Annotated in this window: 26 protein-coding genes; 12 read left to right on the top strand and 14 right to left on the bottom strand. The window is 46.7% G+C overall.

Going from position 1 to position 26,958, the window contains the following annotated elements; genetic code table 11:
* Position 1: 1 nt before the first annotated feature.
* The 11 genes from aspS to ACXAGP_RS21030 all read right to left on the bottom strand — a co-directional run bounded on the left by aspS (position 2) and on the right by ACXAGP_RS21030 (position 10,880).
* Positions 2–1,765 carry an aspartate--tRNA ligase gene (aspS, locus tag ACXAGP_RS21080; RefSeq protein ID WP_475263731.1) on the bottom strand — a complete coding sequence of 588 codons (1,764 nt, stop codon included), beginning with the start codon at positions 1,763–1,765 and terminating at the stop codon, positions 2–4.
* 157 nt (positions 1,766–1,922) lie between these two features.
* On the bottom strand, positions 1,923–3,206 hold the full coding sequence (locus tag ACXAGP_RS21075) for a TRAP transporter large permease (protein ID WP_475263729.1): 1,284 nt from the start codon (positions 3,204–3,206) through the stop codon (positions 1,923–1,925).
* The gene (locus ACXAGP_RS21070; RefSeq protein ID WP_475263727.1) at positions 3,203–3,706 is read right to left on the bottom strand and encodes a TRAP transporter small permease; all 504 of its coding nucleotides are present in this window, start codon (positions 3,704–3,706) and stop codon (positions 3,203–3,205) included. Before ACXAGP_RS21070 ends, ACXAGP_RS21075 begins: the two co-directional genes overlap by 4 nt.
* Positions 3,707–3,713: 7 nt before the next feature.
* Positions 3,714–4,697, bottom strand: a complete 984-nt coding sequence (locus tag ACXAGP_RS21065) for a TRAP transporter substrate-binding protein (protein WP_475263725.1) — start codon at positions 4,695–4,697, stop codon at positions 3,714–3,716.
* 15 nt (positions 4,698–4,712) lie between these two features.
* Positions 4,713–5,582: a TRAP transporter TatT component family protein gene (locus ACXAGP_RS21060; protein WP_475263724.1), complete on the bottom strand. Its 870-nt coding sequence runs from the start codon at positions 5,580–5,582 to the stop codon at positions 4,713–4,715.
* A gap of 185 nt (positions 5,583–5,767) precedes the next feature.
* A complete protein-coding gene (locus tag ACXAGP_RS21055; protein ID WP_475263723.1) occupies positions 5,768–6,805 on the bottom strand; it encodes an energy transducer TonB in 1,038 nt (345 codons plus the stop codon).
* 87 nt (positions 6,806–6,892) lie between these two features.
* On the bottom strand, positions 6,893–7,753 hold the full coding sequence (rluB, locus tag ACXAGP_RS21050) for a 23S rRNA pseudouridine(2605) synthase RluB (RefSeq protein ID WP_475263721.1): 861 nt from the start codon (positions 7,751–7,753) through the stop codon (positions 6,893–6,895).
* Positions 7,754–7,794: 41 nt separating this feature from the next.
* Positions 7,795–8,385: an SMC-Scp complex subunit ScpB gene (gene scpB, locus ACXAGP_RS21045; RefSeq protein ID WP_475263720.1), complete on the bottom strand. Its 591-nt coding sequence runs from the start codon at positions 8,383–8,385 to the stop codon at positions 7,795–7,797.
* An 80-nt stretch (positions 8,386–8,465) separates the two neighbouring features.
* Positions 8,466–9,290 carry a segregation and condensation protein A gene (locus tag ACXAGP_RS21040; RefSeq protein WP_475263801.1) on the bottom strand — a complete coding sequence of 275 codons (825 nt, stop codon included), beginning with the start codon at positions 9,288–9,290 and terminating at the stop codon, positions 8,466–8,468.
* Positions 9,291–9,348: 58 nt separating this feature from the next.
* Positions 9,349–9,972, bottom strand: a complete 624-nt coding sequence (locus tag ACXAGP_RS21035; RefSeq protein WP_475263719.1) for an L-threonylcarbamoyladenylate synthase — start codon at positions 9,970–9,972, stop codon at positions 9,349–9,351.
* Positions 9,969–10,880: a PHP domain-containing protein gene (locus ACXAGP_RS21030; protein WP_475263718.1), complete on the bottom strand. Its 912-nt coding sequence runs from the start codon at positions 10,878–10,880 to the stop codon at positions 9,969–9,971. The genes ACXAGP_RS21035 and ACXAGP_RS21030 overlap by 4 nt, the downstream gene beginning before the upstream one ends.
* Positions 10,881–11,176: 296 nt before the next feature.
* On the opposite strand from ACXAGP_RS21030, the gene ACXAGP_RS21025 reads away from it, so the two are divergent.
* The 7 genes from ACXAGP_RS21025 to ACXAGP_RS20995 all read left to right on the top strand — a co-directional run bounded on the left by ACXAGP_RS21025 (position 11,177) and on the right by ACXAGP_RS20995 (position 19,612).
* Complete coding sequence (locus tag ACXAGP_RS21025) at positions 11,177–12,781, top strand: anthranilate synthase component 1 (protein WP_475263716.1); 1,605 nt, start codon at positions 11,177–11,179, stop codon at positions 12,779–12,781.
* Between the two features lie 4 nt (positions 12,782–12,785).
* The gene (locus tag ACXAGP_RS21020; protein ID WP_475263715.1) at positions 12,786–13,397 is read left to right on the top strand and encodes an aminodeoxychorismate/anthranilate synthase component II; all 612 of its coding nucleotides are present in this window, start codon (positions 12,786–12,788) and stop codon (positions 13,395–13,397) included.
* Between the two features lie 2 nt (positions 13,398–13,399).
* Positions 13,400–14,443 carry an anthranilate phosphoribosyltransferase gene (gene trpD, locus ACXAGP_RS21015; RefSeq protein WP_475263714.1) on the top strand — a complete coding sequence of 348 codons (1,044 nt, stop codon included), beginning with the start codon at positions 13,400–13,402 and terminating at the stop codon, positions 14,441–14,443.
* A 10-nt stretch (positions 14,444–14,453) separates the two neighbouring features.
* Positions 14,454–15,836, top strand: coding sequence for a bifunctional indole-3-glycerol-phosphate synthase TrpC/phosphoribosylanthranilate isomerase TrpF (gene trpCF, locus ACXAGP_RS21010; protein ID WP_475263712.1), 1,383 nt, complete (start codon positions 14,454–14,456; stop codon positions 15,834–15,836).
* Positions 15,837–15,859: 23 nt separating this feature from the next.
* Positions 15,860–17,053, top strand: coding sequence for a tryptophan synthase subunit beta (gene trpB / locus ACXAGP_RS21005; RefSeq protein ID WP_475263711.1), 1,194 nt, complete (start codon positions 15,860–15,862; stop codon positions 17,051–17,053).
* Positions 17,053–17,871, top strand: coding sequence for a tryptophan synthase subunit alpha (trpA, locus tag ACXAGP_RS21000; protein ID WP_475263709.1), 819 nt, complete (start codon positions 17,053–17,055; stop codon positions 17,869–17,871). Before trpB ends, trpA begins: the two co-directional genes overlap by 1 nt.
* Positions 17,872–18,340: 469 nt before the next feature.
* Positions 18,341–19,612 carry a flagellar basal body FlgE domain-containing protein gene (locus ACXAGP_RS20995; protein WP_475263707.1) on the top strand — a complete coding sequence of 424 codons (1,272 nt, stop codon included), beginning with the start codon at positions 18,341–18,343 and terminating at the stop codon, positions 19,610–19,612.
* A 115-nt stretch (positions 19,613–19,727) separates the two neighbouring features.
* On the opposite strand, the gene ACXAGP_RS20990 is transcribed toward ACXAGP_RS20995, so the two are convergent.
* Both ACXAGP_RS20990 and ACXAGP_RS20985 read right to left on the bottom strand, forming a co-directional pair.
* Positions 19,728–19,973, bottom strand: a complete 246-nt coding sequence (locus ACXAGP_RS20990; RefSeq protein ID WP_475263706.1) for a hypothetical protein — start codon at positions 19,971–19,973, stop codon at positions 19,728–19,730.
* A 98-nt stretch (positions 19,974–20,071) separates the two neighbouring features.
* On the bottom strand, positions 20,072–20,716 hold the full coding sequence (locus tag ACXAGP_RS20985) for a LysE family translocator (protein WP_475263705.1): 645 nt from the start codon (positions 20,714–20,716) through the stop codon (positions 20,072–20,074).
* A 43-nt stretch (positions 20,717–20,759) separates the two neighbouring features.
* Here ACXAGP_RS20985 and ACXAGP_RS20980 point away from each other — a divergent pair, with 43 nt between their 5' ends.
* The 5 genes from ACXAGP_RS20980 to ACXAGP_RS20960 all read left to right on the top strand — a co-directional run bounded on the left by ACXAGP_RS20980 (position 20,760) and on the right by ACXAGP_RS20960 (position 25,647).
* On the top strand, positions 20,760–21,632 hold the full coding sequence (locus ACXAGP_RS20980; RefSeq protein ID WP_475263704.1) for a LysR family transcriptional regulator: 873 nt from the start codon (positions 20,760–20,762) through the stop codon (positions 21,630–21,632).
* Positions 21,633–21,738: 106 nt separating this feature from the next.
* Entirely contained in the window at positions 21,739–22,038 is a 300-nt protein-coding gene (locus ACXAGP_RS20975) for a YciI family protein (RefSeq protein WP_475263703.1), read from the top strand.
* 375 nt (positions 22,039–22,413) lie between these two features.
* Positions 22,414–23,289, top strand: coding sequence for a diguanylate cyclase (locus ACXAGP_RS20970; RefSeq protein ID WP_475263702.1), 876 nt, complete (start codon positions 22,414–22,416; stop codon positions 23,287–23,289).
* Positions 23,290–23,568: 279 nt separating this feature from the next.
* The gene (locus ACXAGP_RS20965; protein ID WP_475263700.1) at positions 23,569–25,194 is read left to right on the top strand and encodes a glycerol-3-phosphate dehydrogenase/oxidase; all 1,626 of its coding nucleotides are present in this window, start codon (positions 23,569–23,571) and stop codon (positions 25,192–25,194) included.
* A 132-nt stretch (positions 25,195–25,326) separates the two neighbouring features.
* Positions 25,327–25,647, top strand: a complete 321-nt coding sequence (locus tag ACXAGP_RS20960) for a DUF6471 domain-containing protein (RefSeq protein ID WP_475263699.1) — start codon at positions 25,327–25,329, stop codon at positions 25,645–25,647.
* Between the two features lie 100 nt (positions 25,648–25,747).
* On the opposite strand, the gene ACXAGP_RS20955 is transcribed toward ACXAGP_RS20960, so the two are convergent.
* On the bottom strand, positions 25,748–26,686 hold the full coding sequence (locus tag ACXAGP_RS20955; protein WP_475263697.1) for a GGDEF domain-containing response regulator: 939 nt from the start codon (positions 26,684–26,686) through the stop codon (positions 25,748–25,750).
* Positions 26,687–26,958: the final 272 nt, after the last annotated feature.

Raw genomic sequence — 26,958 nt, 5'->3', positions numbered from 1 at the left:
TTTATTCGCTTTCCTTGGCGATGGAAGCGATAGCCAATTCCTGCAGCTGTTGCGGATTGGCAAATCCGGGAGCATCTGTCAGAGGACAGGCAGCCGTAGTGGTTTTCGGGAATGCCATTACGTCGCGAATAGACTCAGAGCCGGTCATCAACATCACCATGCGATCCAAGCCAAATGCCAGACCCGCATGAGGTGGAGCACCAAACTTAAGCGCATCCAATAAGAAGCCAAACTTTTCGCGCGCTTCTTCTTCATCGATACCCAAGATAGAAAACACCTGTTGCTGCATATCCTGATTGTGGATACGCACCGAGCCACCACCTAATTCAACGCCATTTAAAACCATGTCATAGGCATCAGAAAGCGCTGTTCCCGGTGCCTGAGCCAGCTCAGCAGGTGTCATATTACGCGGGGCAGTAAATGGGTGATGCAAAGCGTGGAATTGGTCGTCGATTTCTTCGAACATAGGGAAATCCACAACCCATAACGGACGCCATTCACCTTGCAGTAAATCCAGATCCGTGCCTAGTTTTAAGCGCAACGCACCCAGTGCTTCACAAACTACTGTATAGGAATCAGCACCAAATAACAGAATATCGCCGGTTTCAGCGCCCGTTCTTTGCAACAAGGCTGTAGCAACCTCTTCAGGTAAGAATTTCAGGATCGGAGATTGCAAACCGTCCATGCCGGCGTCTTTGTCGTTCACTTTCAACCAGGCCAGGCCCTTCGCGCCATAGATGCCAACAAACTTGCCGTATTCATCGATGTTTTTACGGGACAAGCTAGCACCACCCGGTACGCGGATCACGGCAACACGGCCTTTGGGATCGTTAGCCGGAACACTGAAGACTTTAAAGTCAACGTCTTTAACCAGGTCAGCAACATCGACAATTTCCAGAGGATTACGCAAATCGGGCTTATCACTGCCATAACGCTGCATTGCTTCGGCATAAGACATTTTCGGAAACTCGCCCAGTTCCACGTCCAATAAATCATTGAACAAACCACGCACCATCTCTTCGGTGACGGCCATCACACCATCGGCATCCATGAAGGTGGTTTCGATATCAATTTGGGTAAACTCTGGCTGTCTGTCGGCGCGCAAGTCTTCGTCACGGAAACACTTAACGATTTGGTAATAGCGATCCATGCCCGACATCATCAGCAACTGTTTGAACAGCTGAGGGGATTGTGGCAAAGCGAAAAACTGACCTTTGTGCGTACGGCTGGGCACCAGATAGTCACGTGCACCTTCTGGGGTAGCTTTGGTCAGAATCGGCGTTTCAATATCCAGGAAACCATTTTGGTCCAGGAAATTGCGCACCGCACTGGTCACGCGCGCACGGAATTTGATTTTGTCAGACATTTCCGGACGACGTAAGTCCAGATAACGATAGCGCAAACGCTGCTCTTCTGAGTTTTCCTGATTGAAGTCCAATGGCAAAACATCAGCTTTGCTCAATATTTCCAGACCTTTACCCAGGATCTCTATTTCACCAGTGCGCATCTGCTTATTGATCTGACCTTCTGGTCTGGCGCGCACAAGCCCTTCGATTTTTACGCAAAATTCCTGACGCAAGGAGTTTGCCGTATCAAATAACTCAGGCAAATCCGGATCGTAAACCACCTGAACAATTCCTTCTCGATCCCGTAAATCAAGGAAGATCACTCCCCCCAAATCACGACGACGATTTACCCAGCCACACAATGTCACTGTCTGACCTACATAACTTGCATCTATATTTCCGCAATAATTGGTGCGCATTAAAAAACCTTTATTTCTTAACAACTGATGAATTCCGATATCACTCAGGGTGAATTTCGGCAATCAAACTTGCCCGGATAAAATGGGCGAATCAAAAATCCCCGGATTATAAACTAAAGCGCAGGCAAGCACAGCATAGAAATCCAGCGACAGCTAATTATTCTTGAATGAATACCAAAGACAGGGCTGGCCAATAGGTGATAATGACGAGCGAAATTAATAACACCGCAACGAACCCCAAAGTGGCTTTATAAATTTCAGTAATCGGCTTACCGAAACGATAACTGGCAATAAATAGGTTCATTCCCACAGGCGGAGTCAGGTAACCGATTTGCATGTTGGCCAGAAAAATCACGCCCAAGTGCACTGGATGTATACCAAAGGACAGCGCTATAGGTAACAACAGCGGTACCATGATCACAATGGCAGAGAAAATATCTAAAAATGCTCCTAGTACCAACAAGAACAGGTTGAGCATAATAAGAAAACTAAGTGGGCTATCTATCCTTTGACTCACCCAATCAAACAATTGCGTCGGCGCTTCAATCTCAATGAAATAGCTTGTGAGTACCAGTGATGCAGTGAGTATGATGAGGATTCCACCTACCATCACCATTGCTTCACATATCAGCGCAGGCAATTTCTTAAGGGAAATATCTTTGTAAACCAGCACCTGAACAATCAGCAGGTAAATCACGGTCACAACCGCCGCCTCGGACAAAGCGAAAAAGCCGGAATAAATACCTCCCAAGAGCACTATCGGCAATGGGATTTCCCACTTAGCCAACTTAGCAGCATCCACCAACTCGCGAAAAGAGAATGACTGGCGCGCTATCTGATTACCGCGCTGCATCCACATACTCCAGGCGGATAGCATCACAATCATCAATAAACCAGGTAATAACCCAGCCACCAGCAAATCTTCGATGGTCATACTGACGGGCATATCCAGTTGCAAGGCAATAACGCCAAACAGGATCAAGGGCAAAGATGGCGGGAACAATAAACCCAAGCTACCGGAAGTGGTAACTAATCCTAAGCTGAATTTTTGCTGATAACCCGCTTGCTGCAATGCCGGATACAATAGTGCACCGAGGGCTACAATCGTCACCCCAGATGCGCCAGTAAAGGCAGTAAATAACGCGCAAGTGATAAACGCCACAATAGCAAGGCCGCCAGGTATCCAACCCAACAAAGCTTGGGTTAACTTCACTAAGCGCTGTGAACTGTTACTGGCACTGAGCAAATAACCAGCGAAGGTGAACAAGGGAATAGCTTCGATGAGCGGGGTTTCAGTAATGCGATACATATCAATGGCAATAACCATCAAATCAATATCCACTGAATAAAAACCTAGCATCGCGATCGCGAGAATACCGGCAAACAACGGCATTCCCATCAATAACAGCAGTACCACCAGTAGCATTGTCAGAAGCATCATGAGGCGCCGGACTCCAGTTCTTCAGGCAGACAAACGGCTAACCATAAAAACCGTAACGCCATCAAAAGTAAGGTGACAGGGATAACCGCTTGGGTAAACCAGGTTGGCAGGGTCAGAAAAGCTAATGTTGGATCTTCAAACTCTAGCAATACAAATTGATAGCAATACCAGGCGGCCACGATGCAAACCGCGCCTGTTAGTGTAAACAATAAACGACGGGTCAGTCTTGCCAGATGTAAAGGTAAAAAACGAGAAATCACATCGATGCTGATATGACGAGCCGTGCGCGTAGCATACAGTGCCCCCGACATAGCCACCCAAAGCACCAATACTTTGATAGCATCATCAGCCCACACGATCCCTGAATCAAACAGATTGCGCAGCAGGATCTGCGCACAAGTTAAACCCACCAGCGCAACGAATAAAGCCACCAGAACCGTCTGCTCCAGTAGCTCAACAATTCGAATCACAGGATGCTTGTCTTTTCCCTTCCCTGCCATTATTAATTTATTCTGCTTTATCCGCCAAAAGACGCTCGAGTTTGTCAGCCATAGATTGTGAAACGGCACCTTGATCGATCATGGCTTGCTCGGCTTTTTTAGCAAGATTCTTCCAGGCCGCCAATTGCTGTGCATCTGGCGTGATCAAATTAATACCCTGCGCTGCCAGTGCGTCCAACGCTTTTTGGTTGTCTTTTTCACTCTCAGCATCCAACTCTTTAAAGGCTTTGCCAAACAAACTGCGCACCACTTGCTGATCTTCTGGTTTGAGCTTATCAAACGCTTTTTTCTGCACTGCCAACACCGCATACACATAGATAAGTGGTACCTGTGTGACGTGTTTTATTTGCGTATGCCACTGTAGGGTAATCGCCGCCACGGGTGAGGTCGCTACCGTATCAATCAGGCCAGTTTGCAGGCCCGCCAACACATCCCCAATCCCCAGTGGAATAGGCGAGATAGAAAAGGCATCAAATGCAGCCACCGTTGCTGCATCGGCACTTGGCGCCCAGGTTTTACGGCCTTTCAAGTCTTCAGGATGGGCAATCGGCTGCTTCGACATGATGTAAGCAAAACCACCACCGGCCAGTCCAAAGGTAACAAAGCCACCGTCTTCATAGCCTTGGGAGATATCGGCATCAATTTCATTACGCACTTTGCGTACCTGACTTAAACTGTCGAACTTCAAAGGCAATGAATAAACCTGACTATCAGCATAAAAACGCGACAGACTACCTCCAGTCATCGCACCACCATGAAGCTGGCGGATTTTGATTTTTTTCAAAACCGCTTCGTCATCTCCCATCACGCCGCCAGGGTAAAACTTAATCTTCACGCGGCCATCGGTTTGCTCTTTAACCTCACTTGCTACCTGACGAAACTTTTGCATCCAGATAGAGCCTTCAGGCGATAAAGTGGCAATTTTCAAGGTCTTGGCTGATATCGAAGCCGAGGTCACAACCAAACCAAGCAATAAAATCCTTAACAACATGGTGTATCTGCTCTCTTAAAAATAATCTTCTGCACTATCAAGCAGTGCTTTTGCTGCATCTTGCGCCAGGGTATTGTTCAACGTTAAACCGGGAACAACCGGATCAGCATTAACAACCTCTGTTAGCAATTTATCGTGTAACTCTCTGTCAAATAACATACGGGCATACTGCTGAGCGTAAGTCACTTTCATCATCAGGTTCTGCTGTCCGGATATTTCTATTGCGCGCTCAAAGTGTTTTTTTGCCAACACGGGTTTGCCACCAACCGCCGGAGGCGTCAATGTATGTATGATGCCCAAATACAAATGTCCATTGCCTTGCTGAAAATCATCATCCAGAGCCACCAAACGCTCCATTAAACGAGTAATTTTGGGTAAGTCTGCAATGGCATTAAAATCATCGCTATTGGCTTTCAACCAAGTTCCCCAAGCCGTACCGTAGGTGCCTAACACAGCGACATCCTCCAATTCTGCCTGCTCTATGATGTCTAAAAAGCTGTCATAGTCTGACGATTTTAGACCACAAAACGCCGCTTTGTGGGCGCAAATAGCAGATTTGGCATAATCAAAGCCGCGTTGGGATAATTTCTTTTGCCTGTCTGGCTCAGTAACGAACGCGCCACTATAGGCAACGTACAATTGCGCGGCACTAATGAGACTGTCCACGGAAGGATCGTCTGCATCTTGCATACTTTCCAGTAGCAACATGTAAGCGGGTAAGGCCGCTTTAACCACTTCCGGATCGTTGTGATTACTAATGGTATCTTGCAACTGAGAGGCAAGATTCTCAGTGGCACCAGAAATTAAAGAAGAACATCCTGATAACCCCAATATCGCAGCAATTAAAAGAGCACAGGATGAGCGAATACGTTTATTGAAAACCATAATAGTACTAGTAACCAGTGAAAATCGTTCTCGACACTCTGATGCCTCGCATCAGTTATAAAAGCGCGCGCACTTTACCATCAAGTGCAACTTTATTGAAGTTTACTTTAGTAGTGTTACAAACAGACTAAGCGAAAGTGTCAGCGATAAAATACGGGCTTCTATCTCAATGCTGCTTGCTCAGCTCAAGAAGCGTATTCAACGAGGGAAAACTCTGTGCCCTGCGGTGCATCAACATAAATATGACATTGCCCCCAATCTTTCGGGATAACAAAGCCTTGTTTTTCAAAGTTGCGATAAGTTGAGCGTTTGTTCTGGCAGCGAATTTCAATGCGCTCAAAAGCGTTTCCTTCGCTCACCAAATCAAACTTGTTGAGCAATAATTGATGATGCCAGGTTTTTGTTCCCTGGATTTTACCCTGCACAGCAATGGAATCTTGCTGGGCAACATAGTCTTGTATCTTAGCCACCATATCATTAATCGCGGCAAGCCCCGGTGCATCCGCGTTTACGGTATCATTTACTTGCTCCGCTAACTCAAATACCTCGGATATGCGATTTTGCTGGACATGCAGTATTAGCAGCTTGCTCACCATAGTTATGTAAGCTTCGTCGCCTAAATAACGATGGCCGTTAGTGGCGATGGCTTGCAACTCTCGCTTAAAAGCGACATGATCTTTTTTGGCTTCAAAATACATAGCTGACACCACCGAAGCATGCACTGTTTCAGCAAAGTTGTGATGAGCCTCCTGTTTAAATTCAGCATACAGGGCATCTGCTTGGGTTTGATCCCCGGCAACGATCGCGTCTCTTAACGCCTGATATTGATTGCGAAAGGAACGGGTCACGCCTTTGTCTTGATCGCCTAATCTGAAATCCAATTGGATTTTAGAATTACATTGCTCCACGGGTTTGCCATCCACCATCGCCGGGCTGTATTTCCAGTCTTTCACCGCTTTTAATGCGGCTCTTTCGAAGCGCTCTATGCCTGAAGAATCGTGCACAATGGGATCGACGACATTACCTTCCTCGTCAATAACGAAACTCAAACGCACCCAGCCTTCCTGGCCTTTTCTCGCGGCCATACGGGGGTATTTCGGCACTTTTCGCTCCAGTGGCTCAGCACTGATGAGGGTTTCTAAAGAAACAGGTTGAGTGTCTGTTGCTTGTGCAATGGGCGCTAATGCTAAAGATAAGAGAAGGGTTTTAAGTCCGTTTTTCATATAATTCCTTTTTAAATTGCCGACGCCTAAGATACCTGGCAGTAGGATAGAGGCAATAAATTACCCGGCACAAGGCCGGGATGTCAATTATTTAACGGGCTTTTTCTTGATATTGCGAGCTTTGTGTTTTTGAATCGAGCGGCGCATACGCGATAAGCGCACGTGGTCCAGTTTACCCTGCTCTTTTTTGATTTTGGTTTCTGTTTCCGGTGGTAGTTGCACCGTGGAACGCAGCTGATTGATTTCTTTCAGTTCCAGCTCTACCCATGCGCCTTGTGGCAGTCGCTTGTTGAGTTCAACACTGCCATATCGGGTACGCATCAGTCGGCTTACTTGCACTTCCTGGGATTCCCACATTCTGCGCACTTCGCGATTTCGTCCCTCGGCAATGGTCACGGAAAACCACTGATTCAGACCTGTGTCTTCCCCTTTACGGCGCTTCACATCGATAAACTTAGCTTCACCATCTTCTAACATCACGCCTTTTTTCAGTCGCCTGATCATGGCATCGTCCACTTCTCCAAATACGCGCACGGCGTATTCCCGTTCTACTACATGGCGTGGGTGCATCAATCGATTGGCCAGCTCACCATCATTGGTAAATAACAACAAGCCACTGGTATTGATGTCTAGTCGTCCAATGGAAATCCAACGGCCGTGCTTAATGTTGGGCAGACGATCGAATACTGTGGTGCGTCCTTCCGGATCTTTACGGCTACAGATTTCGCCTTCGGGTTTGTTGTACATAATCACCCGGCAAAAGGCTTCTGCAGGGTTTTGTCGCAATGGCTCACCGTCGACGCGAATATCGTCAGAGGTCTCTACTCGTGCGCCTAAGGTGGCAATGCTGCCATTTACTGAGATCCTGCCGGCTTCAATCCAGCGCTCCATTTCCCGACGGGAACCGATACCAGCATTGGCCAGTACTTTTTGTAATTTTTCACTCATGATTGTTATTTCTCAATAATAATATTGTTTAATGTAGACACCTAAGCCTCTTCTTTGACGGGTTCGTCAGGAAAAAGCGCTTGTGTGTCTTGTTTGTTTTGTTCTTCAAACAGCGCCACTGATGGCAACTCTGCCAAGGTTTTCAAGCCAAAATAATCTAAAAATTCGCTGGTAGTGGCATAAAGTGCGGGTCTTCCCGGCACCTCTTTATGACCAACAGATTTTATCCAGTCCCGCTCCATCAGGGTTTTAAGAATATTAGAGCTGACACTGACACCGCGTACCTGCTCTATTTCACCACGGGTAATGGGTTGCCGATAGGCAATTAAACTCAACGTTTCCAGCAGGGCTCGGGAATAACGCGGCACTTGTTCTTGCCATAACCGCCCCACCCAGGGATTCAAACTGGCATCCGATTGAAAACGAAAACCCGAGGCGACTTTTACCAGACGTATGCCCCTGTCGGCATAATCTTTTTCAATTTCGTTGAGCAACTGGGTCAAATACTTTTTGGATAACTCAAATTCCGCCAGAATCGACTCTTGCAACAGCTCATGGGTTACTGGCTTATCCGCCACAAAAATGGCCGCTTCAATAATTTGTTTCAGTTGTGCTTTTTTAACTTTTGCCACAATGCCCATTCACCCAATTAAAGACATACCAGAGAACGCCCGACAAAGTTAGCGGCGAATTTGGCCGATTCAGGTAAAGACTAACTGTCGGAATATTCATCATCATTGTATAGCTTAACATGGATAAGCCCGTAGGGTTCCTGTTGTTGCACCATCAACATCTTTTCTTTTACGAGTTCCAGAATAGCCAGAAATGTCACCACGACTCCAGCTTTACCTTCGTCTTTGCTAAAAAACGCTTCAAAGCCAGTGTAGCTGTGCTCTGTTACCATATCCAGAATCTGACTCATACGTTCCCGAGTAGACAGGGACTCGCGCTCAATCTGGTGGTGTTCAAACGCAGCTTCTCTTTGCAATGCCGATTGAAAACTGAATACCAGTTCCTGAAGTGTAATATCCGGCAGTATTTTGAGGGGCTCGCAGGCTTCATCAGTAACCGCTTTGGCGCGTCGGAAGTCCCGTTCCATGCGGGGAATGCCATCCAACTCTTCCGCCGCTTTTTTGATAATTTCGTATTCTCGTAATCGCCGCACAAGTTCAGCACGAGGATCCTCTTCTTCGTCATCCTCGTTGATGATCTTGGGTAATAATAAGCGACTTTTAATTTCCGCCAGTATCGCCGCCATCACCAGATATTCCGCAGCCAGTTCCAGCTTGATATCTTTCATCACCTCCACGTACTCCATGTACTGCTGGGTGATCTGCAAAATGGGCAGATTAACCACGTCGAAGCGCTGTTTGCGAATGAGATATAATAGTAAATCCAATGGCCCTTCAAACGCTTCCAGAATCACTTCCAGGGCATCGGGTGGAATATATAAATCCTCCGGTTTATCCATCAAGGCTTCGCCATTGATAAACGCCAGAGGTAAAGACTGCTGCTGGGTGATTTGTTCAGCCGACATCTGCTCTTGCGGGTCAGTTGTCAACTGCTCAGTCCCGTGCGGAATCTCCTCGCTCAACTCAGAATCCCAATGGCTCGAGAGCGCCGCTGCCTTCGCGAATTAACTCAATATTGCCATCGGACATATCCACTACGGTAGTGGGCTGCTCGCCGAGATAACCACCATGAATAATTAAGCCCACTTGTTTCTCCAGCTTGTCGCGAATTTCGTCGGGATCAAACTCGGCCATCTGGCTGCCCGGCAAAATAAGGGTGGTGGACATCAAAGGCTCACCTAACTCTTCCAGAATGGCCAAGGCGATGGCGTTATCTGGCACCCGAATCCCTATGGTTTTTTTCTTGGGATTCATCACTCGATTAGGGACATCTTTGGTGGCTTTCAGAATAAAGGTGTAAGGTCCGGGGGTATTGTTTTTGATAATGCGAAACGCATCGTTGTCGACTCTTGCGTATAACGACAGTTCCGACATGTCACGACACATCAAGGTAAAATTATGATTTTTACCAATTTGTCTGATACGACAAATTTGCTCCAGGGCGTTTTTATTATCAAGGCTGCAACCCAGCGAATAGCCAGAATCGGTGGGATAAACAATCACCTCTCCACTTTTTATCAGTTCGCAGGCCTGACGCACCAAGCGCACCTGCGGGTTATCGGGATGGATATAGAAAAATTGGCTCATGATAATGACTCATTATTATTGTGATTTTTGTCTGTGGAACTAACGTTTTTTGCAGATAAATCTTTGGCGTCGTTTATGGATTGCCAGTCATGCCAAACCGGTGTTAAATGTTCGGGAATATATAAGTGACGTCCCAATTCTGTCCAACGACCAGGCGCGTGAAAATCCGAACCGGCAGACGCTTCTAACTGGTATTCCTGTGCATAAGTCGCCATTTGACGTTGGCGATCTGGCGCTAAATGCGGATGACACACTTCCATGCCATCACCGCCCGCTTGTTTAAAATAGAGAATGAGTTTTCTCAGCCACTTAGCACTGAGATCATAGTGTCCGGGATGGGCCAGCACGGCTTTGCCTTTAGCATCGTGGATCCACTGAATGGCTTCATCAATCGTGATCCACTTAGGCGCTACATGCGCACGCTTCCCTTTACCCAGATACTTTCTAAAGGCCCCATCAAAATTATGCACGTAGCCCTTTTCCACCATAACGCGGGCAAAGTGGGCTCGGGTGATCTGGCCTTTACCAGCGTATCTGGCAGCACTTTCGTAAACGTCATCAAGGCCACATTTTGCCAGCTTTTCCGCGATAATTAATGCGCGTTCTTGTCTCGCTTCGGCTTGCTGCGCCAATCGTTCCTGAAAAAGCCCATCTTCGCGGTCAACATTTAAGCCCAGAATATGAATATCAAATCCATGCCAACTGGTAGACAACTCAATACCCGGAATAATATTTAGAGGTCGCCTTTGTGTTTCTTGAAAAGCCACGGCTTCGTCAATGGCAGCGACAGTATCGTGATCGGTAATGGCTAATGCATCCAGCTGCATGTTATGAGCGCGCAGTATCAGCTCTTGCGGACTCAGATGCCCATCTGAATAATGGGTGTGGCTATGTAAATCAATTTTCATACAGCTAATCTGTTGCGGAAATGACAGTTCGATGGCAATGAAGGCAATCTTTGAATAGTCTTAAATTCCTGCTTGACATAAATCCAGTTTTGTTTTCTTCTATACATAATAAACGTTATCCAATAACTAGAACAGAATTTAATCTCAATGCAAAACACAATCATTAACACAATTTGGTGGTGGCACGTCCTGACTAATCGCGGGTTGTGACCTTTTTGCATTGCTAAAATTTGTAAAAAACCCGCTCAAGAAGCGGGTTTTTTAGTTTTTATTCCAGGAAATTTACAGAGAACAACATGAGTCTGGCAGAACTAAGCGAACAACCAGGAAAGGTTGCCACAATAGAAACCGAGTGTCCTTACATTGAGGATCCGCTCACGACGTTCAAACGATTGTGCCACCAAAAAACCAATGCGATGTTGCTGGAGTCAGCAGAAATCGACAGTAAAAACAGTACCAATAGTTTATTACTTGTAGATGCCGCCTTGAAACTTGTATGTCGCGGACACGAGGTGAGAGTCAGTGCATTGAGCGACAACGGTTTACCTGTCTTGCAGTTTTTAGCACAGCAATTAACGGCACTTCCAGGCACCGCCATTGAGCAGCAAGAACAATCTCTATCCGTAACTTTTACCGCAACCGATGAATTACTAGATGAAGATGCACGGCTTAAATCGGCATCGGTATTTGATGTGTTGCGTATATTGCAATCGGAATTAGTGGCACTGAGCAACCACCCAATGGCGATATTTGTTGGCGGTACTTTCGCATACGACTTGCTAGCCACCTTCGAAACACTGCCTGAAGTCGCGGAAGGTGATAATGATTGCCCTGATTATGTGTTTTACCTTGCGGAAACCTTGATCACCATTGATCATCAACAAAAAAGCGCTCGTATGCTGGGTAGCGTTTTTAGTGGTCAGCAAGTAGCGCAATCTTATTTTCAGCTAAGTCAGCGTATTGAGTTTTTAAAGCAACAATTGCAAACCAATGTCGAAGACATCACAGCTTCAGCTTTAACCACCGATATTTCGAATGAACTCAAGGTTAACCAAAGCGATGCCCAATACTGCCAGCATGTATTGGATTTAAAAGAAAATATATTGGCAGGGGATATTTTCCAGGTAGTACCTTCACGTACTTTTTCCCTGCCCTGCCCGTCTACTTACAACGCCTATCACGAACTGAAAAAAAGCAATCCGAGTCCTTATATGTTTTACATTCAGGACAGTGATTTTGTGATTTTTGGCGCCAGTCCAGAATCAGCACTGAAATATCAAAAAGACAGCAACGTAGTGGAAGTGTATCCCATTGCGGGCACCCGACCTCGTGGTAAACGCGAGGATGGTAGCATCGACCATGACCTTGATAGCCGTATCGAATTAACCTTGCGGGAAGACGATAAAGAAAAGTCTGAGCACCTTATGTTAGTTGATTTGGCCCGCAACGATATTGCGCGCGTCTCCATTCCTGGCACACGGCACGTAAAAGACCTACTAAAAGTAGACCGATATTCCCATGTTATGCACCTGGTGTCTCGTGTGGTGGGACAACTACGCGAAGACCTGGACAGCTTACACGCCTACCAGGCCTGTATGAACATGGGAACCTTGGTAGGTGCCCCTAAAGTCAAGGCCGCCACCCTCATTCGCGATGTAGAGCAACATCGTCGCGGCAGTTATGGTGGCGCGGTAGGTTACATTAATGGTCATGGTGATATGGACACCTGCATTGTGATCCGATCGGCATTTGTGAAAAACGGCATGGCTTATGTTCAGGCGGGCGCGGGTGTGGTGTATGACTCAGATCCACAATCAGAAGCCGACGAAACTCGAGGCAAAGCACAAGCGGTGATCAGCGCCATTCAGCAAGCCAATCGCAAATTAACACAGGAGGTTTAAGGACATGTCCAATGTGGTGTTATTAGACAACTTCGATTCTTTCACTTATAACCTGGTGGACGAATTGCGGGCAGCAGGTATGTCGCTGACAATCTTTCGCAACAATGTGCCCGCCCAGCACGTGGTGAACAAAATGCAGGAACTGGGTGAAGATACCCTGTTATTGCTGTCCCCTGGCCCCGGCGATCCGGCCAGTGCAGGCTGCATGTTGGAACTAATATCATTGGTTCAGGGTCGTTATCCGGTGCTGGGCATTTGCCTTGGACACCAAGCAATTGTGCAACATTACGGCGGTGAGATTGTACGAGCACCGCAAGTGCTGCACGGTAAATCCTCATTGATTAATCACTGTGGCGACAAAATGTTTGCAGGCTTGCCCAATCCCTTCCCGGTGGCACGTTATCATTCACTGGTGGCCGCAGATATGCCTGCCGATTTGCAATGTATTGCCCGCTACGAGCCAGAAGATGGGCAAAGTATCATCATGGCGGTGTGGCATGCCACAGATAATATGCTGGGAATGCAGTTCCACCCGGAATCCATTTTAACTTCACAGGGTAGCCAATTGCTAAAACAGAGCATTGCCTACCTGACCAACAAGCAAAGCGGAGTATAACCATGGCAGATATTCACGCCCTTTTAGAAAAAATTTACGCTCAACAAGATTTGAGCCAAAGAGAAACGCAGTGTTTTTTCAATATGGTTATGCAAGGTGAGTTGGATGATATCGTATTATCTTCCATGCTTACCGGTTTGAAAATCAAAGGCGAGACCCCAGAAGAAATAGCCGGTGCTGCCAGTGCCATGATGGAAAACGCCGCGCCGATAGAACGTCCGGATTATCTATTTGCTGATATCGTTGGGACCGGAGGTGATGGCCACAATACCATTAATATTTCTTCTGCTTCAGCCATTGTGGCTGCCAGCTGCGGTTTACCCGTAGCCAAGCACGGTAACCGCAGTGTTTCCAGTAAATCCGGCTCCGCTGATTTGTTCCGCGAATTTGGCGTGGACCTCACCATGACACCTCAAACCGCCAGAGCTTGCCTGGATGAAAGTGGACTGTGCTTTTTATTCGCCCCCAATTACCACGCGGGAGTGCGCCACGCCATGAATGTGCGCACCACTTTAAAAACTCGCACCTTGTTTAATTTATTAGGGCCGCTGGCTAACCCTGCCAAACCCAGCCACATCATGATTGGAGTATACAGCCCTGATTTGATCTCAGCTTATGCAGAGACACTACAACTACTGGGTTATCAAAATGCCATGGTGGTGCACGGTGCCGGACTGGATGAAATTGCCCTGCACGGTGTCAGCCAGGTAGCGGAAATCCACGGTGATAAAATTAGCTATAGTGAACTATCGGCCAGGGATTTTGATTTAGAAAGCTATCCACTGGAGGCCATCAAAGGTGGTGAGCCAGAAGAAAATAAAGCCTTGATTGAGGCCGTATTGCAAGGTCAGGGGCAGCCTGCCCATATTGCCGCCGTAGCCGCCAACACAGGTGCCCTGTTAAAACTAGCTGGGTTAGCAGACAGCTTCGCCGATGGCGCTCACAAGGCAATGCAAAGCATGCAATCTGGCCGCCCTTTGCAAACCATCCATAAAGCGGCCCAAATTAGCCAAAATAATCAAATCCAGCAGGATACGGTGGAGTAAGCCCGAAACCATGAACGTACTACAAAAAATCGTTGCCGATAAAGAAGTTGAACTACAGCAGCGCAAAGCCGAACTGCCGCTTGAAAGCTTCCAGGCGCAGCTTACCGTCTCAGAAAAAAGCTTATTTGATGCCCTGAAACAGCCCAATGCCGGTTATATCCTGGAGTGCAAAAAAGCGTCTCCCTCAAAAGGGTTAATCCGTGAGCAATTCGATTTAGATGAAATCCTGCAAGCTTACACACCCCACGCTGCCGGTATTTCCGTGCTCACCGATGAAAAATATTTTCAAGGTAAGTATGAGTATCTGCAATACGTTACCCAGCGGGTAACACAACCGGTATTAAACAAAGACTTTTTCATTGACGAATACCAGGTGCACCTGGCGCGTAAATACAACGCCGATGCTATTTTGCTGATGTTATCGGTATTAGACGATAGTCAATATCAAACGCTGGCAAAGCTGGCCGACCACTATCAACTAGATGTGCTGACAGAAGTCAGCAACGAAGAAGAAGCTCATAGAGCCGTCAAACTTGGCGCTAAAATTATCGGCATTAACAATCGCAACTTGCGGGATTTAAGCACCGACCTTGCCGCGACTGAAAAGCTGGTTCCCCTGCTGAAACAGCAGCTGGATTACGATGCCGTGATCATCTCCGAATCTGGCATATACACCCACCAGGATGTATTGCGTCTGGTGCATCTGGTGGATGGCTTTTTAGTGGGCAGCTCTTTGATGGCTGAACAGGACCTGGATCAGGCAGTAAACAACCTGGTATTGGGCCGAACCAAGGTGTGCGGTATTACCCGCGCTGAGGATGCTGCAAAAGCCAAAGCACTGGGCGCTTGTTATGCCGGGTTTATCTTTGCGCCGAAATCGAAACGCTATATTGATCTTGCCACGGCAAAGCAAATAGCGGAGCAAGTGCCGTTTAATTATGTGGGTGTCTTCGTCAATGCCAGCAGCGCTGAAATAGTTAACACTGCCACCACGCTGAAACTAGCCGCGGTGCAACTGCACGGGGACGAAAACCAGGCTTTCATTAGTGAATTACGAGCACAGCTCGCTCCAGAAGTTGCCATCTGGAAAGCCAAAGGTATCTCAGATGCTCTGCCTGATTTTTTAGAAACCGAGGTGGATCTGTTTTTATTAGATTGCAAAGTCGGCAGCGAAACAGGAGGCACCGGACAGCAATTCTCCTGGCAATTGCTCAACAATTTATCCAATAAAGATCGATTTGCCTTGGCAGGCGGTATCAACCTTGAAAACATCCAGTCTGCAGTGGCACAGGGATTACACCTAATCGATATTAACTCTGGCGTGGAAAGTGCGCCGGGCGTAAAAGATCATCAAAAATTAGCCGCGGCGTTTACCGCATTAAGACAATATTAAAATAGTATCCGAGTAGTGAAACCATGAACAAACTAGACAGTAAATTTGGCGATTTTGGTGGCATGTATGTACCCGAATTGCTGATCCCCGCCCTTGATCAATTAGAAGCGGCCTTTGTAGAAGCGCAAGCGGATCCTGAGTTCCAGAAGCAATTTTATGAGTTATTAACCGATTATGCAGGTCGCCCTACCCCTTTGTTTTTAACGCGTAACCTGGTAAGCAACCCGAAGGTAAAACTGTACCTAAAACGGGAAGATTTATTGCACGGCGGTGCCCATAAAACCAATCAGGTGTTAGGACAGGCTTTGCTTACCAAACGCATGGGTAAAACTGAAGTAATCGCCGAAACTGGCGCAGGACAACACGGTGTTGCTACTGCACTGGCATGTGCCTTATTAGGCTTAAAAGCCCGTATTTACATGGGGGCCAAAGACGTTGAACGCCAGGCACCCAATGTGTTCAGAATGCGCTTGATGGGTGCAGAAGTTATTCCGGTTAATGCCGGTTCAGGTACGCTGAAGGATGCCGTTAATGAAGCCATGCGCGACTGGTCAGCAACGTATAACGATGCCCACTACCTATTGGGTACGGCCGCCGGGCCACATCCTTTCCCTACGATAGTGCGGGAATTCCATCGTATGATCGGCGAAGAAACGCGCAAGCAGATCATGGAAAAAGAAGGTCGTTTACCGGATGCCGTTGTAGCCTGTGTGGGCGGTGGCTCTAATGCCATTGGCATGTTTGCAGACTTTATTGAAGAGCCAGGCGTTCGCCTTATCGGTGTTGAACCCGGCGGTAAAGGTATCCACACCGCCGATCACGGTGCCGCTATCGCTACAGGTAGCAAAGGTATTTTGCACGGCGCGTACAGCTATATTATGCAAACGCAGGAAGGCCAGATTGAAGAATCCTATTCGGTTTCTGCAGGATTGGATTATCCGGCTGTGGGACCGCAACACGCTCACCTGCACGCTACAGGGCGCGCTGAGTATGTCGCTATCGACGACGACGAAGCCTTAAACGCTTTTCAGTTGTTAGCACAAAAAGAAGGCATTATACCGGCACTGGAATCCTCTCACGCATTGGCTCATGCCTTGAATATGGCCGATGAGGCCGAGGACGACACCATAATTGTAGTGAACCTTTCCGGTCGAGGCGATAAAGACCTCACCCATGTTCACAGTATTTTAGAAGCGCGTAATAAGGAATCTCACTAATGGCTGATAAAACACAACGCTACACGAAGCTGTTTCAGGCACTGGACGCAAAAAACCAAGGCGCATTCGTTCCTTTTGTCACTGTGGGCGATCCGGATAAACAAACCAGCATCGATATTATTTGTGCCCTAGTTGAAGGCGGCGCTGATGCGCTGGAATTAGGTATTCCGTTTTCCGATCCCATCGCCGATGGCCCCACCATACAAAAAGCCAGTATCCGGGCACTGAGCGAGAAAATCACGCCAGATGACTGCTTTGATATTATTAAAGCCGTGCGCGATAAACATGCCGATGTGCCTATTGGCCTGCTGTTATACAGCAACCTTGTGCTGGCGCAAGGAATAGAAAACTTTTACCAAAAAGCCATGACGGCTGGCGTAGATTCTATTTTGATTGCAGATGTACCCGTGCGCGAATCGGCGCCCTTTAAAGACGCTGCCGATGCCACAGGTATTCAACAAATCCTGATTGCGCCGCCCAATGCCAGTGAAGAAACCCTGGCTCATATCGCCAAGCACAGTGAAGGCTATACCTATTTACTAGGTCGTGCTGGTGTCACTGGTGCTGAAACCAAAGCAGAAATGCCAGCCTCAGAATTGGTGGAACGTTTAAGCTCATTGCAAGTGGCGCCGCCATTATTAGGCTTTGGTATCTCTCAGCCGGAACAGGTAAAAGGCGCGATTGCCGCAGGTGCTGCCGGTGCCATTTCAGGCTCTGCCACGGTTAAAATTATTGAAGACAATCTCAACGATAAAGCCGCCATGCTGGCAGCACTAAAAGGCTTTGTGGCTGAGATGAAAGCCGCTACGCAGAAGTAATCGTTGTAGGTTCGAATGTAAGTTCGACATGAGCTACAGGGACTTAGTGAATGCCGTTTATGTCGGGAACATTTAAACGGCGATGCGGACAACGGTGGTTGATTCAAACGCCGTTGTCGAACTCACCTATTTTTTGCTCCCTGCAAAATAGGCATTCACACCATCCATGGTGATCAAGTTCGACCTACAAAATATGAATGCCGTTTATGTCGGGCACATTTAAACGGCCAGCTGGACAATGTAGGTTCGGCTTTAGCCGGACAACGGTGGTTGATATAAACTCCGCTGTCCAGCTAAAGCAGGACCTACAAAAATTGGCATTCACACAATCCATGGTGATCAAGTTCGACCTACAATCACCAGCACTTTGTAACAGTTTGTAGTTTCGCTTGTTTTCACCACTCTATTTCCCTACCATCGGTAGGTATTAAAAATTCCCAAACCTACTGCTATAAAAGGAATTCGAGTCATGGATAAAGGCCGGCTGATTGGCTATTTGGCACCACTACTGCTTATCAATGGATGTGGTTCTGATAGTGTTACTAACATCACAATTATCGAAGCGCCAAAATCTCCACAAGCACCTTTAGTCTTCAGTGCCGATACCCTGAATTACTTTATCGATGATACGCCTGAAGCTAACCGTCTTTCCGGTGGTTCTGGTGCGGGCAATATCGTCTACACCAGCAGTGATAGCAGCATAGCTAGCGTCGATCCTGACACAGGATTACTCACCCTATTGGATGATGGCACTATTACTATCACAGCCACCAAAGCGGGAGATGATGTCTATACTGCCATTTCTGCAAGCTATGGGTTAACCATCAGCAAGTATGACAGATGGTATGTCTCCGACGGATTTTTTGCTGAAGAGACTTACACGGTATCCCTGGCCAGCGGTGAAGTGTCAGGTAATATATTTAAACCCACAAATCAAACTCCAGCAGCAACCACGGAAGTTGAAATCGAGGCGAACTTACCTGCAAACAATACCGCCCTCGACCCGGATGATTTTAATCCTGATGATACCACCACTTATAACGCCTCCACTTCACTCACCATCTACGACAGTTTGGGCGAGTCGCACATTCAAACAATGTACTTTATTAAGGACTCAGGCGCTGCTGCCAACGAGTGGCTAATGATCACCGCTATCGATGGCGAGTTTTATGATTTTACCAACTCGGATGGCACCGAACCGGCTGATGCAACCTTTGCCAACAACGGGCGTTTTAACCACGTTGGTTTTGGGCAAACCCTATACGGCCCCAGTAGTACGTCCATCAATAGCGGAATATGGGGCACTCGTTTAGTGTTTGATTCGTCAGGTGACTATATTGATGTTGAAGCTGCAGATGGTAACAGCCTGCCAACAGGGGTCGCTGGTGATGTCTTAATACCCACCACAATCCCGCTATGGGGTTTAACAACGGGTGCTGATACAACGCAGACGATAGCCTTTAAGATCCAGCCTAATAACATTGGCCCTTGGGATGAAGCCTTTAGTCAATACGCCAGTCCTTTTGAAATTTCCTGGTTAGCACAAGATGGTTTGCCCATAGGAACACTTGATGCCGCTATGGTTAGCTATACATCAGCAGACACCAATATCGCCCTGGTGGATAGCAATACAGGTTTGCTGACATTGGTAAGTAATGGTGAGACCACTATCACAGCGACGGTTGCAGAAGATGACTATTACGCGGAAACGCAAGTTTCATACAGGCTAGTAGTGCAATAAAAAGCGGATATAACAAGAAAATAACAAGTTAATTTAGGGGCTGTGGTTGGCACAGCCCTAATCGTTTGTAAAAGGAAAAGCTGAACAACAAAAGCAATATCCCAGAGCGAATTGTTTAGTGCTCAACCAGATTCAGATCCTTTTTTTGCTGCAGCTGCACAAAGCTAAAAGCCGCTTCAGCGGTTTCAAATACACCCACCGGATGCAAATGCACATCACTCACTAAAGCCAGGGTTTTCATTTTGTCCCCTACCCAGTCAGTTACGGGTACCACAGTAAAATCTCTCTGCTCTTCACACCACAATACCACCAACGGCAGCTCGTGAGATAAATCATCAAAACTCAGTTGTTCCGCAATCATAATACACCTTCCCCGGTTAACTAATTAACCTTAACCAAGGCGCGGGTAATTATCAAGGTTAAATATTGAACTCGTACCACTTTAGGGGTTAACTATTATCAAAGCAGCCCCACTGCACAAAGTCCTAACATGCTGGCCAAACACAGATTAAACATGCGCCGGAACATTGTTTTCTGTAGTTGCCTCATCATCAGCCGTCCTGCCACCGCCCAAAGCGCCACAGAACAAAAACAAACAATAAAATAAACCAACAAGAACAAAGCAAATTCAGTATAACTTTTGCCTAAGATAAAAGCAGAGGTTCCCGCCACGCAGGCAATCCAGGCTTTGGGATTAATCCATTGTATTAGCAGCCCGCTGGCAAACCCGTTTTGCTGCTCCATTTTTGCTTCAGCACCGGGCTTGCTGCGCAATATCACAACAGCAAGGTATAGCATGTAGAGCGCACCGGGATAGCGCAAATAATGCGAGTAATTAACCAGGTCGACGAGCACCAGGCTGGCAGAAAGACCGGTAACGAAAAGCTGCACAATAAAGCCAATCGTCGCGCCAGCCACAAAGCGCAATGCCCGATTAAATCCCAAGGTACTGCCCAGGTTCATAGAGACAATGTTTACCGGACCAGGAGAAATCGACATAGACAAAGAGAACATAAACATAGCAAACAACACAGCTTCACAACCTTTATTTGGAACTAGACCTGAAGCATAACTGTCGACATAATAAGCAACAATACAGAACATTAAGAACTCTTTGTTCGCAAATTTTACACAATCGTTACTAGTTATGATCGATAACCTAAAGTCCCTGGCCATATTTAGAGAGGTGGTAACACATGGCTCTTTTCGCGCCGCTGCACAATTTTTAAATCTCTCGCCTTCGGTGATCAGCCAACATGTCTCAACTTTGGAAGACAATCTGAGTACTAAGCTTCTGCACAGGACGACACGTAAGCTACAACTGACAGAATCCGGAAATAGCCTTTTCAAACATGCAGAAGCAATGTGTCGGCATGCAAACCAGGGGTTTGCAGAGATAGCGCAAACTACCGGGGAACTCACGGGTAAGCGCACCATTACGCTGCCCTCAGCTATGCTGCAATCCCCTTGGCTCATCAGGCTGGCTGAATTTGCCAAAGCCCACGATAGACTGACCTTGTCGCTTGAATTCAGTGATGAACAACTGGATTTGATAGAGAACAATATTGATCTGGCTTTTCGCACCGGCCAGCTCAAAGACAGTCAATTAAAGTGCAAAAAGATTGGCGGTATCGAACGCAAGCTAGTGGCTTCACCCGAGCTATTGCAAACCCTCTCAACGCCACAAGATATTCAGCAGTTATCCGATTTTCCTTGGGTATACCTCAATCGATTACCCGCCAGACGCGAATTCGTGCACAACAATGGCACTAGATCCACAATCAATTATACGGCGGCCATCTCCGTGAATAGTGTTATCGCATTAAAAGATCTAACACTACAAGGTTTGGGAGTGAGTACTCCTCCTTACTACCTGGTACAAGCAGAACTTGCCTCTGGCGCACTGGTTGAAATCTGCCAGCAGTGGCAAATCCCCGACATCCCATTGTATCTGGTGTGGCCAGATAGCCCGGAAAATAGCTTACTCGTTGAACGACTTTTGCCTTTTATTGAAGAGTAAATTTATCTGCGGCTATGGATGAAATCATAATGGCAAATCTATTAGCATCTCTTTCTACAGCTGCACCTAATGTGCTTAAATGAAAAAAAAAATTAACAGGAATACCATGTACTACCTCATATACTCCGAAGATGTTGAAAACAGCCTGCCATTGAGAAAACAAGCACGTCCTGCCCACCTCGCTCGTTTGCAAACCCTGAAAGAAGAAGGGCGTTTATTAGTGGCGGGGCCTTGCCCGGCGATTGATGCCGAGGATCCGGCCGAAGCGGGTTTTACCGGCTCTATGGTGGTGGCAGAATTTGAGAATCTGGCCGCAGCACAGGCCTGGGCCGATGCCGATCCCTATATCGAGGCGGGTGTTTATCAGAGTACCGTGGTTAAACCCTACAAAAAGGTTTTGCCGTAACCAGGCCAGCACAGTCCATTGTCCGGCTAAAGCCGAACCTACATTGTCCGGCTCGCCGATATTTGTTCCCTACAATATCGGCATTCACCGCGTCCCTCCGGGTTCTGCTTGTGCTGGACAAAGGTGTAAAACTCAACCTCTATTGTCCGGCTTAAGCCGAACCTACACCGTATTCACCGCACATTGCTTGCTGCTTAGACACAAATACGTTAAAACATTGTAAATAAATTTCAATTTTTGCCTGAAAAACAGTATATATTGTCTATAATTCATGGGCTAAGGTAAAAACCTGTAATTAACTTTCGCGCTGTTTTAAGTTCTGCCGCAATACAGACGATAACAGTAGAGACAAAATACTATTAGACGACCCGACTTATGAGATTGAATTCCGTTTTATTAATCATCATTTCTTTGTTCCTGTCCATATCCGCCAATGGGGCGAACATTGTGGTTAAACATCCCAATGTCGACCCACAATCTCCGAGAGACTATTGGCCTGTAGAATTGTTAAAAATGGCGCTGAGCTATGACACTGCCAACAACTACGACGCTTCTCCGGCTTCTGAACAAGAAGTAAACCAGGAACGCCTGAAAAGCATGATGAAAGACGGGTCCTTGAGTGTCTTTTGGATCGGTACCTCACAAGAGGTTGAACGGGAATTCAGGCCCATCCGTGTACCTCTGTTCAAAGGCTTATTAGGCCATCGTATTTTCATTATCCGCCAGGGTGACCAGGCCAAATTCAGCCGGGTTAATAGCATGTCGGATTTATTGCAATTACAGGCAGGTCAAGGCCGCTTCTGGTCAGATACCCCAATATTGGAATCGGCTGGTATTGATGTGGTTAAACCGGTGAAATATATCAACTTGTTCCATATGTTAGACGGTGGTCGTTTTGATTACTTCCCTCGCGCCGTACACGAGCCCTGGTCTGAAGTAAATCGCGATCCCAAGCTGTCACTCACTATCGAAAGTGATTTAATGTTGATATACCCGATGCCGCTTTATTTCTTTACTGCGGCCGACAATGTCGAATTGGCTTCAGCCATCGAGTCCGGACTACGCCAAAGCATTGCCGATGGTACTTTTGATCGCATGTTCCTGGAAAATCCCGACATCCGCTCCGCGCTGGAAAAAACCGATGTGGCACGGCGCAAAGTGTTCAGAATCAATAATCCCAGCCTGTCGCCAGAAACCCCTCTGGACGAAAAAGCGCTGTGGTTTGATATCGAAAGCGTGGCCAATTTGTAAACCAGCGCAGCATTTAGCACGTCTCACAAAGAAAGCCTCTCACCACAGAGGCTTTTTTAGTCTTATATGAAATTTCCTGTTAGTTTTTTCCACACAATCATAACTTAATCGTTGCGCCATTAACCTTCAACCCAACGGCAATCCAGCTACCAGGCAGCAAATCCAATGCTCTCAGTGAGATTTTTAACTAATTCGCTTTACCCCTTGCCTTCTTGTACAAGTGTCGTACACTACAACTCTTATATAAGATACATATTTAATAAATTTTGAGCGGCTAATATGACAAACCTTCGCAAAAGTAATCTGGAAAAACTAGATAACCAGGAGTTCGATGTCTTGATTATCGGTGGCGGTATCAATGGTGCCGTATCCGCATCCGCTCTGGCAGCCAAAGGCGCAAAAGTGGCTTTAATTGACAAAGGCGACTTTGCCGGTTTTACCAGTTCAAATTCTTCAAATCTGGCCTGGGGTGGCATTAAATACCTCGAGTCTCACGAATATGGACTGGTGTATAAGCTCTGCAAAAGCCGCAATCACTTGATGAGCAATTACCCTTCTACCGTGCAGGAAATTCGCTTTCTCACCAGTATTCAAAAAGGCTTTCGCTTTCCGCCTTTCTTTGTGTTTTTGGGGACTATTTTTTACTGGATCATCGGTAAATTCTTCACCCTGGCACCAAAGTTTTTAAGTGCCGCTAAAATCAAAAAACTGGAGAAGGTGATCAACACCGCAAACGTGCAAGGCGGTTTTGAATATTCCGACTGTTATCTGCACGATAACGACGCAAGATTCGTATTCAACTTTATTCGCCAGGGAATGAGTTATGGCTGTATCGCCGCTAATTACGTAGAAGCCAGTAGTGCTGATCGCATCGACGGAATGTGGCATACCAAAGCAAAAGATGGCATCAGTGGTAAAGAGTTCACCATAAGATCCAAAGTATTCATTAATGCCGCAGGCCCCTTTGTTGATAAATTAAACAAGGTAATTGCGCAACAAACTCAGCACCATCACCTTTTTTCCAAAGGCATTCACCTTATCGTGGACCAAATAACCGACAGTGGCAAAGTACTCACATTTTTTGCCGACGATGGTCGGTTGTTTTTTGTTATTCCAATGGGGCGTAAAACGTGTATTGGTACGACTGACACCCAGGTAGAATCACCTCTTTCCTATGTTACCGAGCAAGATCGGCAATTTGTTTTAGACAATGTTAATCGCCTGTTGGACTTGAAAAAAAACCTCACCACTGAAGATATTATTGCCGAGCGCTGCGGTGTCAGGCCGCTTGCTATAAAAGGAGAAAGTGGCAAAGCCGACTGGGTGCAGTTAAGCCGCAAACACGCTGTGGATATCGACAGCGGCAGCAAACACCTGTCCATTTTTGGTGGCAAACTCACCGACTGTATCAATGTTGGTGATGAAATCGCCCACGAAGTAGAAAAATTGGGCATACACCTGCCCTATCCAGAACAAAAATGGTACGGCGAGCCCGGCGACGAAGTAAAACAAGAGTTTCTGCACAGAGCACGCTTAATGGATCTGGATGGCATGACACCAGAGGGCGCTTCAGAGCCACTTACACAGCGCTTTTGGCGCAGGTATGGGCGTAATGCCATCAGCATGCTGGAAAGCATCAGGGAAGACCAATCTAAGGCAGAACGTCTTATTGAAAATGCCGAGTATCTACGGGTAGAAATCGAACATGCCGCGAAACGGGAAATGGTCACTAAGCTGGAGGATTTTTTACGTCGTCGTTCCAAAATATCCCTGGTAGTGCGGGAAGAAGAGATCCTCGCAGCTCCGGGATTAAAAGAAGCGTGTGATATTCTGTTCGGTGATGAGGCAGAGGCCAAACTGCAAGAATACAAAGCTATGCTGGCGGAACGAAAAAATCAGCAATAAAATCTGGCCTTACCTCATTTGAGGCACAGCTAATATTCTGTAACAAAAGTGTCATAAAAGCTTAATTTCACCTACACTGCAAAATCATTACAATCGTCATCGAATTTGATGATACACAAGAGTGTTAGCGGAATGGGCAAAGATCCAAAAGAAAAAAGCAAAGTTGAAAAAGAGCTAGATAAACAGGCCGCCATCGAAATTAAGCGAAACATAAAGGCTGAAATGGCCATGGCGGGGCTTACCTATAAAGATATCGCTAAGCGCATGAATAAACTGGGTCGTCCCATCTCCGAGCAAAGCTTGCGCAACAAAGTCAGTAAAGGTTCACACCGCACCACCTGGTATTGGGATCTAATGAAGATCATTCGCGCTAAATCGGCGCCAGACTTAGCCACTGACGACAGCGAATCGCCAGTAACTGATAACTCGTCCCCCAGCGAAACCGAAAGTTAATCCAAGACTAAGCAACAACCTTTTGTTGCTTAGTCATAGCAATTGCGGCTTGACAATATCTTTAAACACAAAGACCCGTGATCAAGTCACAGTGCTGAGATTAATCCTGACGTTCAATATTATGAAAATACTCGCCTTTTACTCTATTACGCCCTTCTGATTTGGCTTCATAAAGTAATTTGTCTGTGGCCGTTAGCAAAGCATGTGCTCCCTGATCTTCAGGAAACAGAGTGCAAAGCCCACAACTAAAAGTGGCAAAGTCGGCTACTGAAGAGCCCGCATGAGGAATACACTGACTTGCAAAATCCGCTAACAGCTCATTGAGAATATTGCTTGCCTGCTGCAAGTCGCAATCAAAAAGAATAACCGCAAACTCCTCACCACCATAGCGGGCAATATGATCAGCACCGCGTTTGATATTATTGCGCAAACAATTCGCCAGAGCCTTTAAACACTCATCTCCGGCCGGATGACCGTAGATATCGTTGTATTGTTTGAAAAAGTCTATATCCAACATGGCTAAGGATAAGGGCGCAGAAATGCGCCGAGCGTGGCTCCATGATTTATCCAGGTAATCATCAAAAGCGCGACGATTGGGGATCTCCGTTAAGCCATCAATTCGGGCAAGATTGGCTAACAGCTCAGTTTTGCGAATAAGCTGTGCCTGAAGGTCTACACGCGCTTTCAGCACCGATACATTAATGGGTTTGGAGATGTAATCACTGGCTCCAAGCCTGATGCCTTCAATTTCGTCGGCAGGCTTATCTCGCCCGGTAATAAATACAATATTAATTTCGCCATAAACATCGTGATTGGCTTTCACTTCACGACAAATATCCGTGCCACTGCCGTCGGGCAGGCCGATGTCTAACAGAACGATTTCGAATTGCTGTTTCAATAAAGCATCCATGGCATCAGCTTTATTGTCCACCAAGGTCAACTGATAATCTTCCTGAAGTTTTTCAGCCACAATTTGACGATTGGCAATATCGTCCTCAACTACGAGGATTCGGTATTTATAGTTATTGCTAGAGTGCATGCCGTATTCCCGGAAAAAAGAAAACAGCATACCGTACCCTATATGACAAGGAATAGTGCTTTAGTCGCAAATGTCATGATTTATCGATTTGGCGCAGGTTCGACTTAATCGACAGGGATGTCGTGAATGCCGTTTATGTCGGGAACATTTAAGCGGCGAGTCGGACAACAGTGGTTGAATGAAATCCGCTGTCGACATAAATGTCGACCTACAAAAACATCATCGAGCCTGAAATTGTAGGTTCGCTTTGAGCTGCAGGGATGCAGTGAATG

The organism is Planctobacterium sp. AWM4_229 (assembly GCF_056160305.1).
The sequence above is the reverse complement of the archived record's forward strand: the minus strand, read 5'-3'. Positions and strand labels throughout refer to the sequence as shown.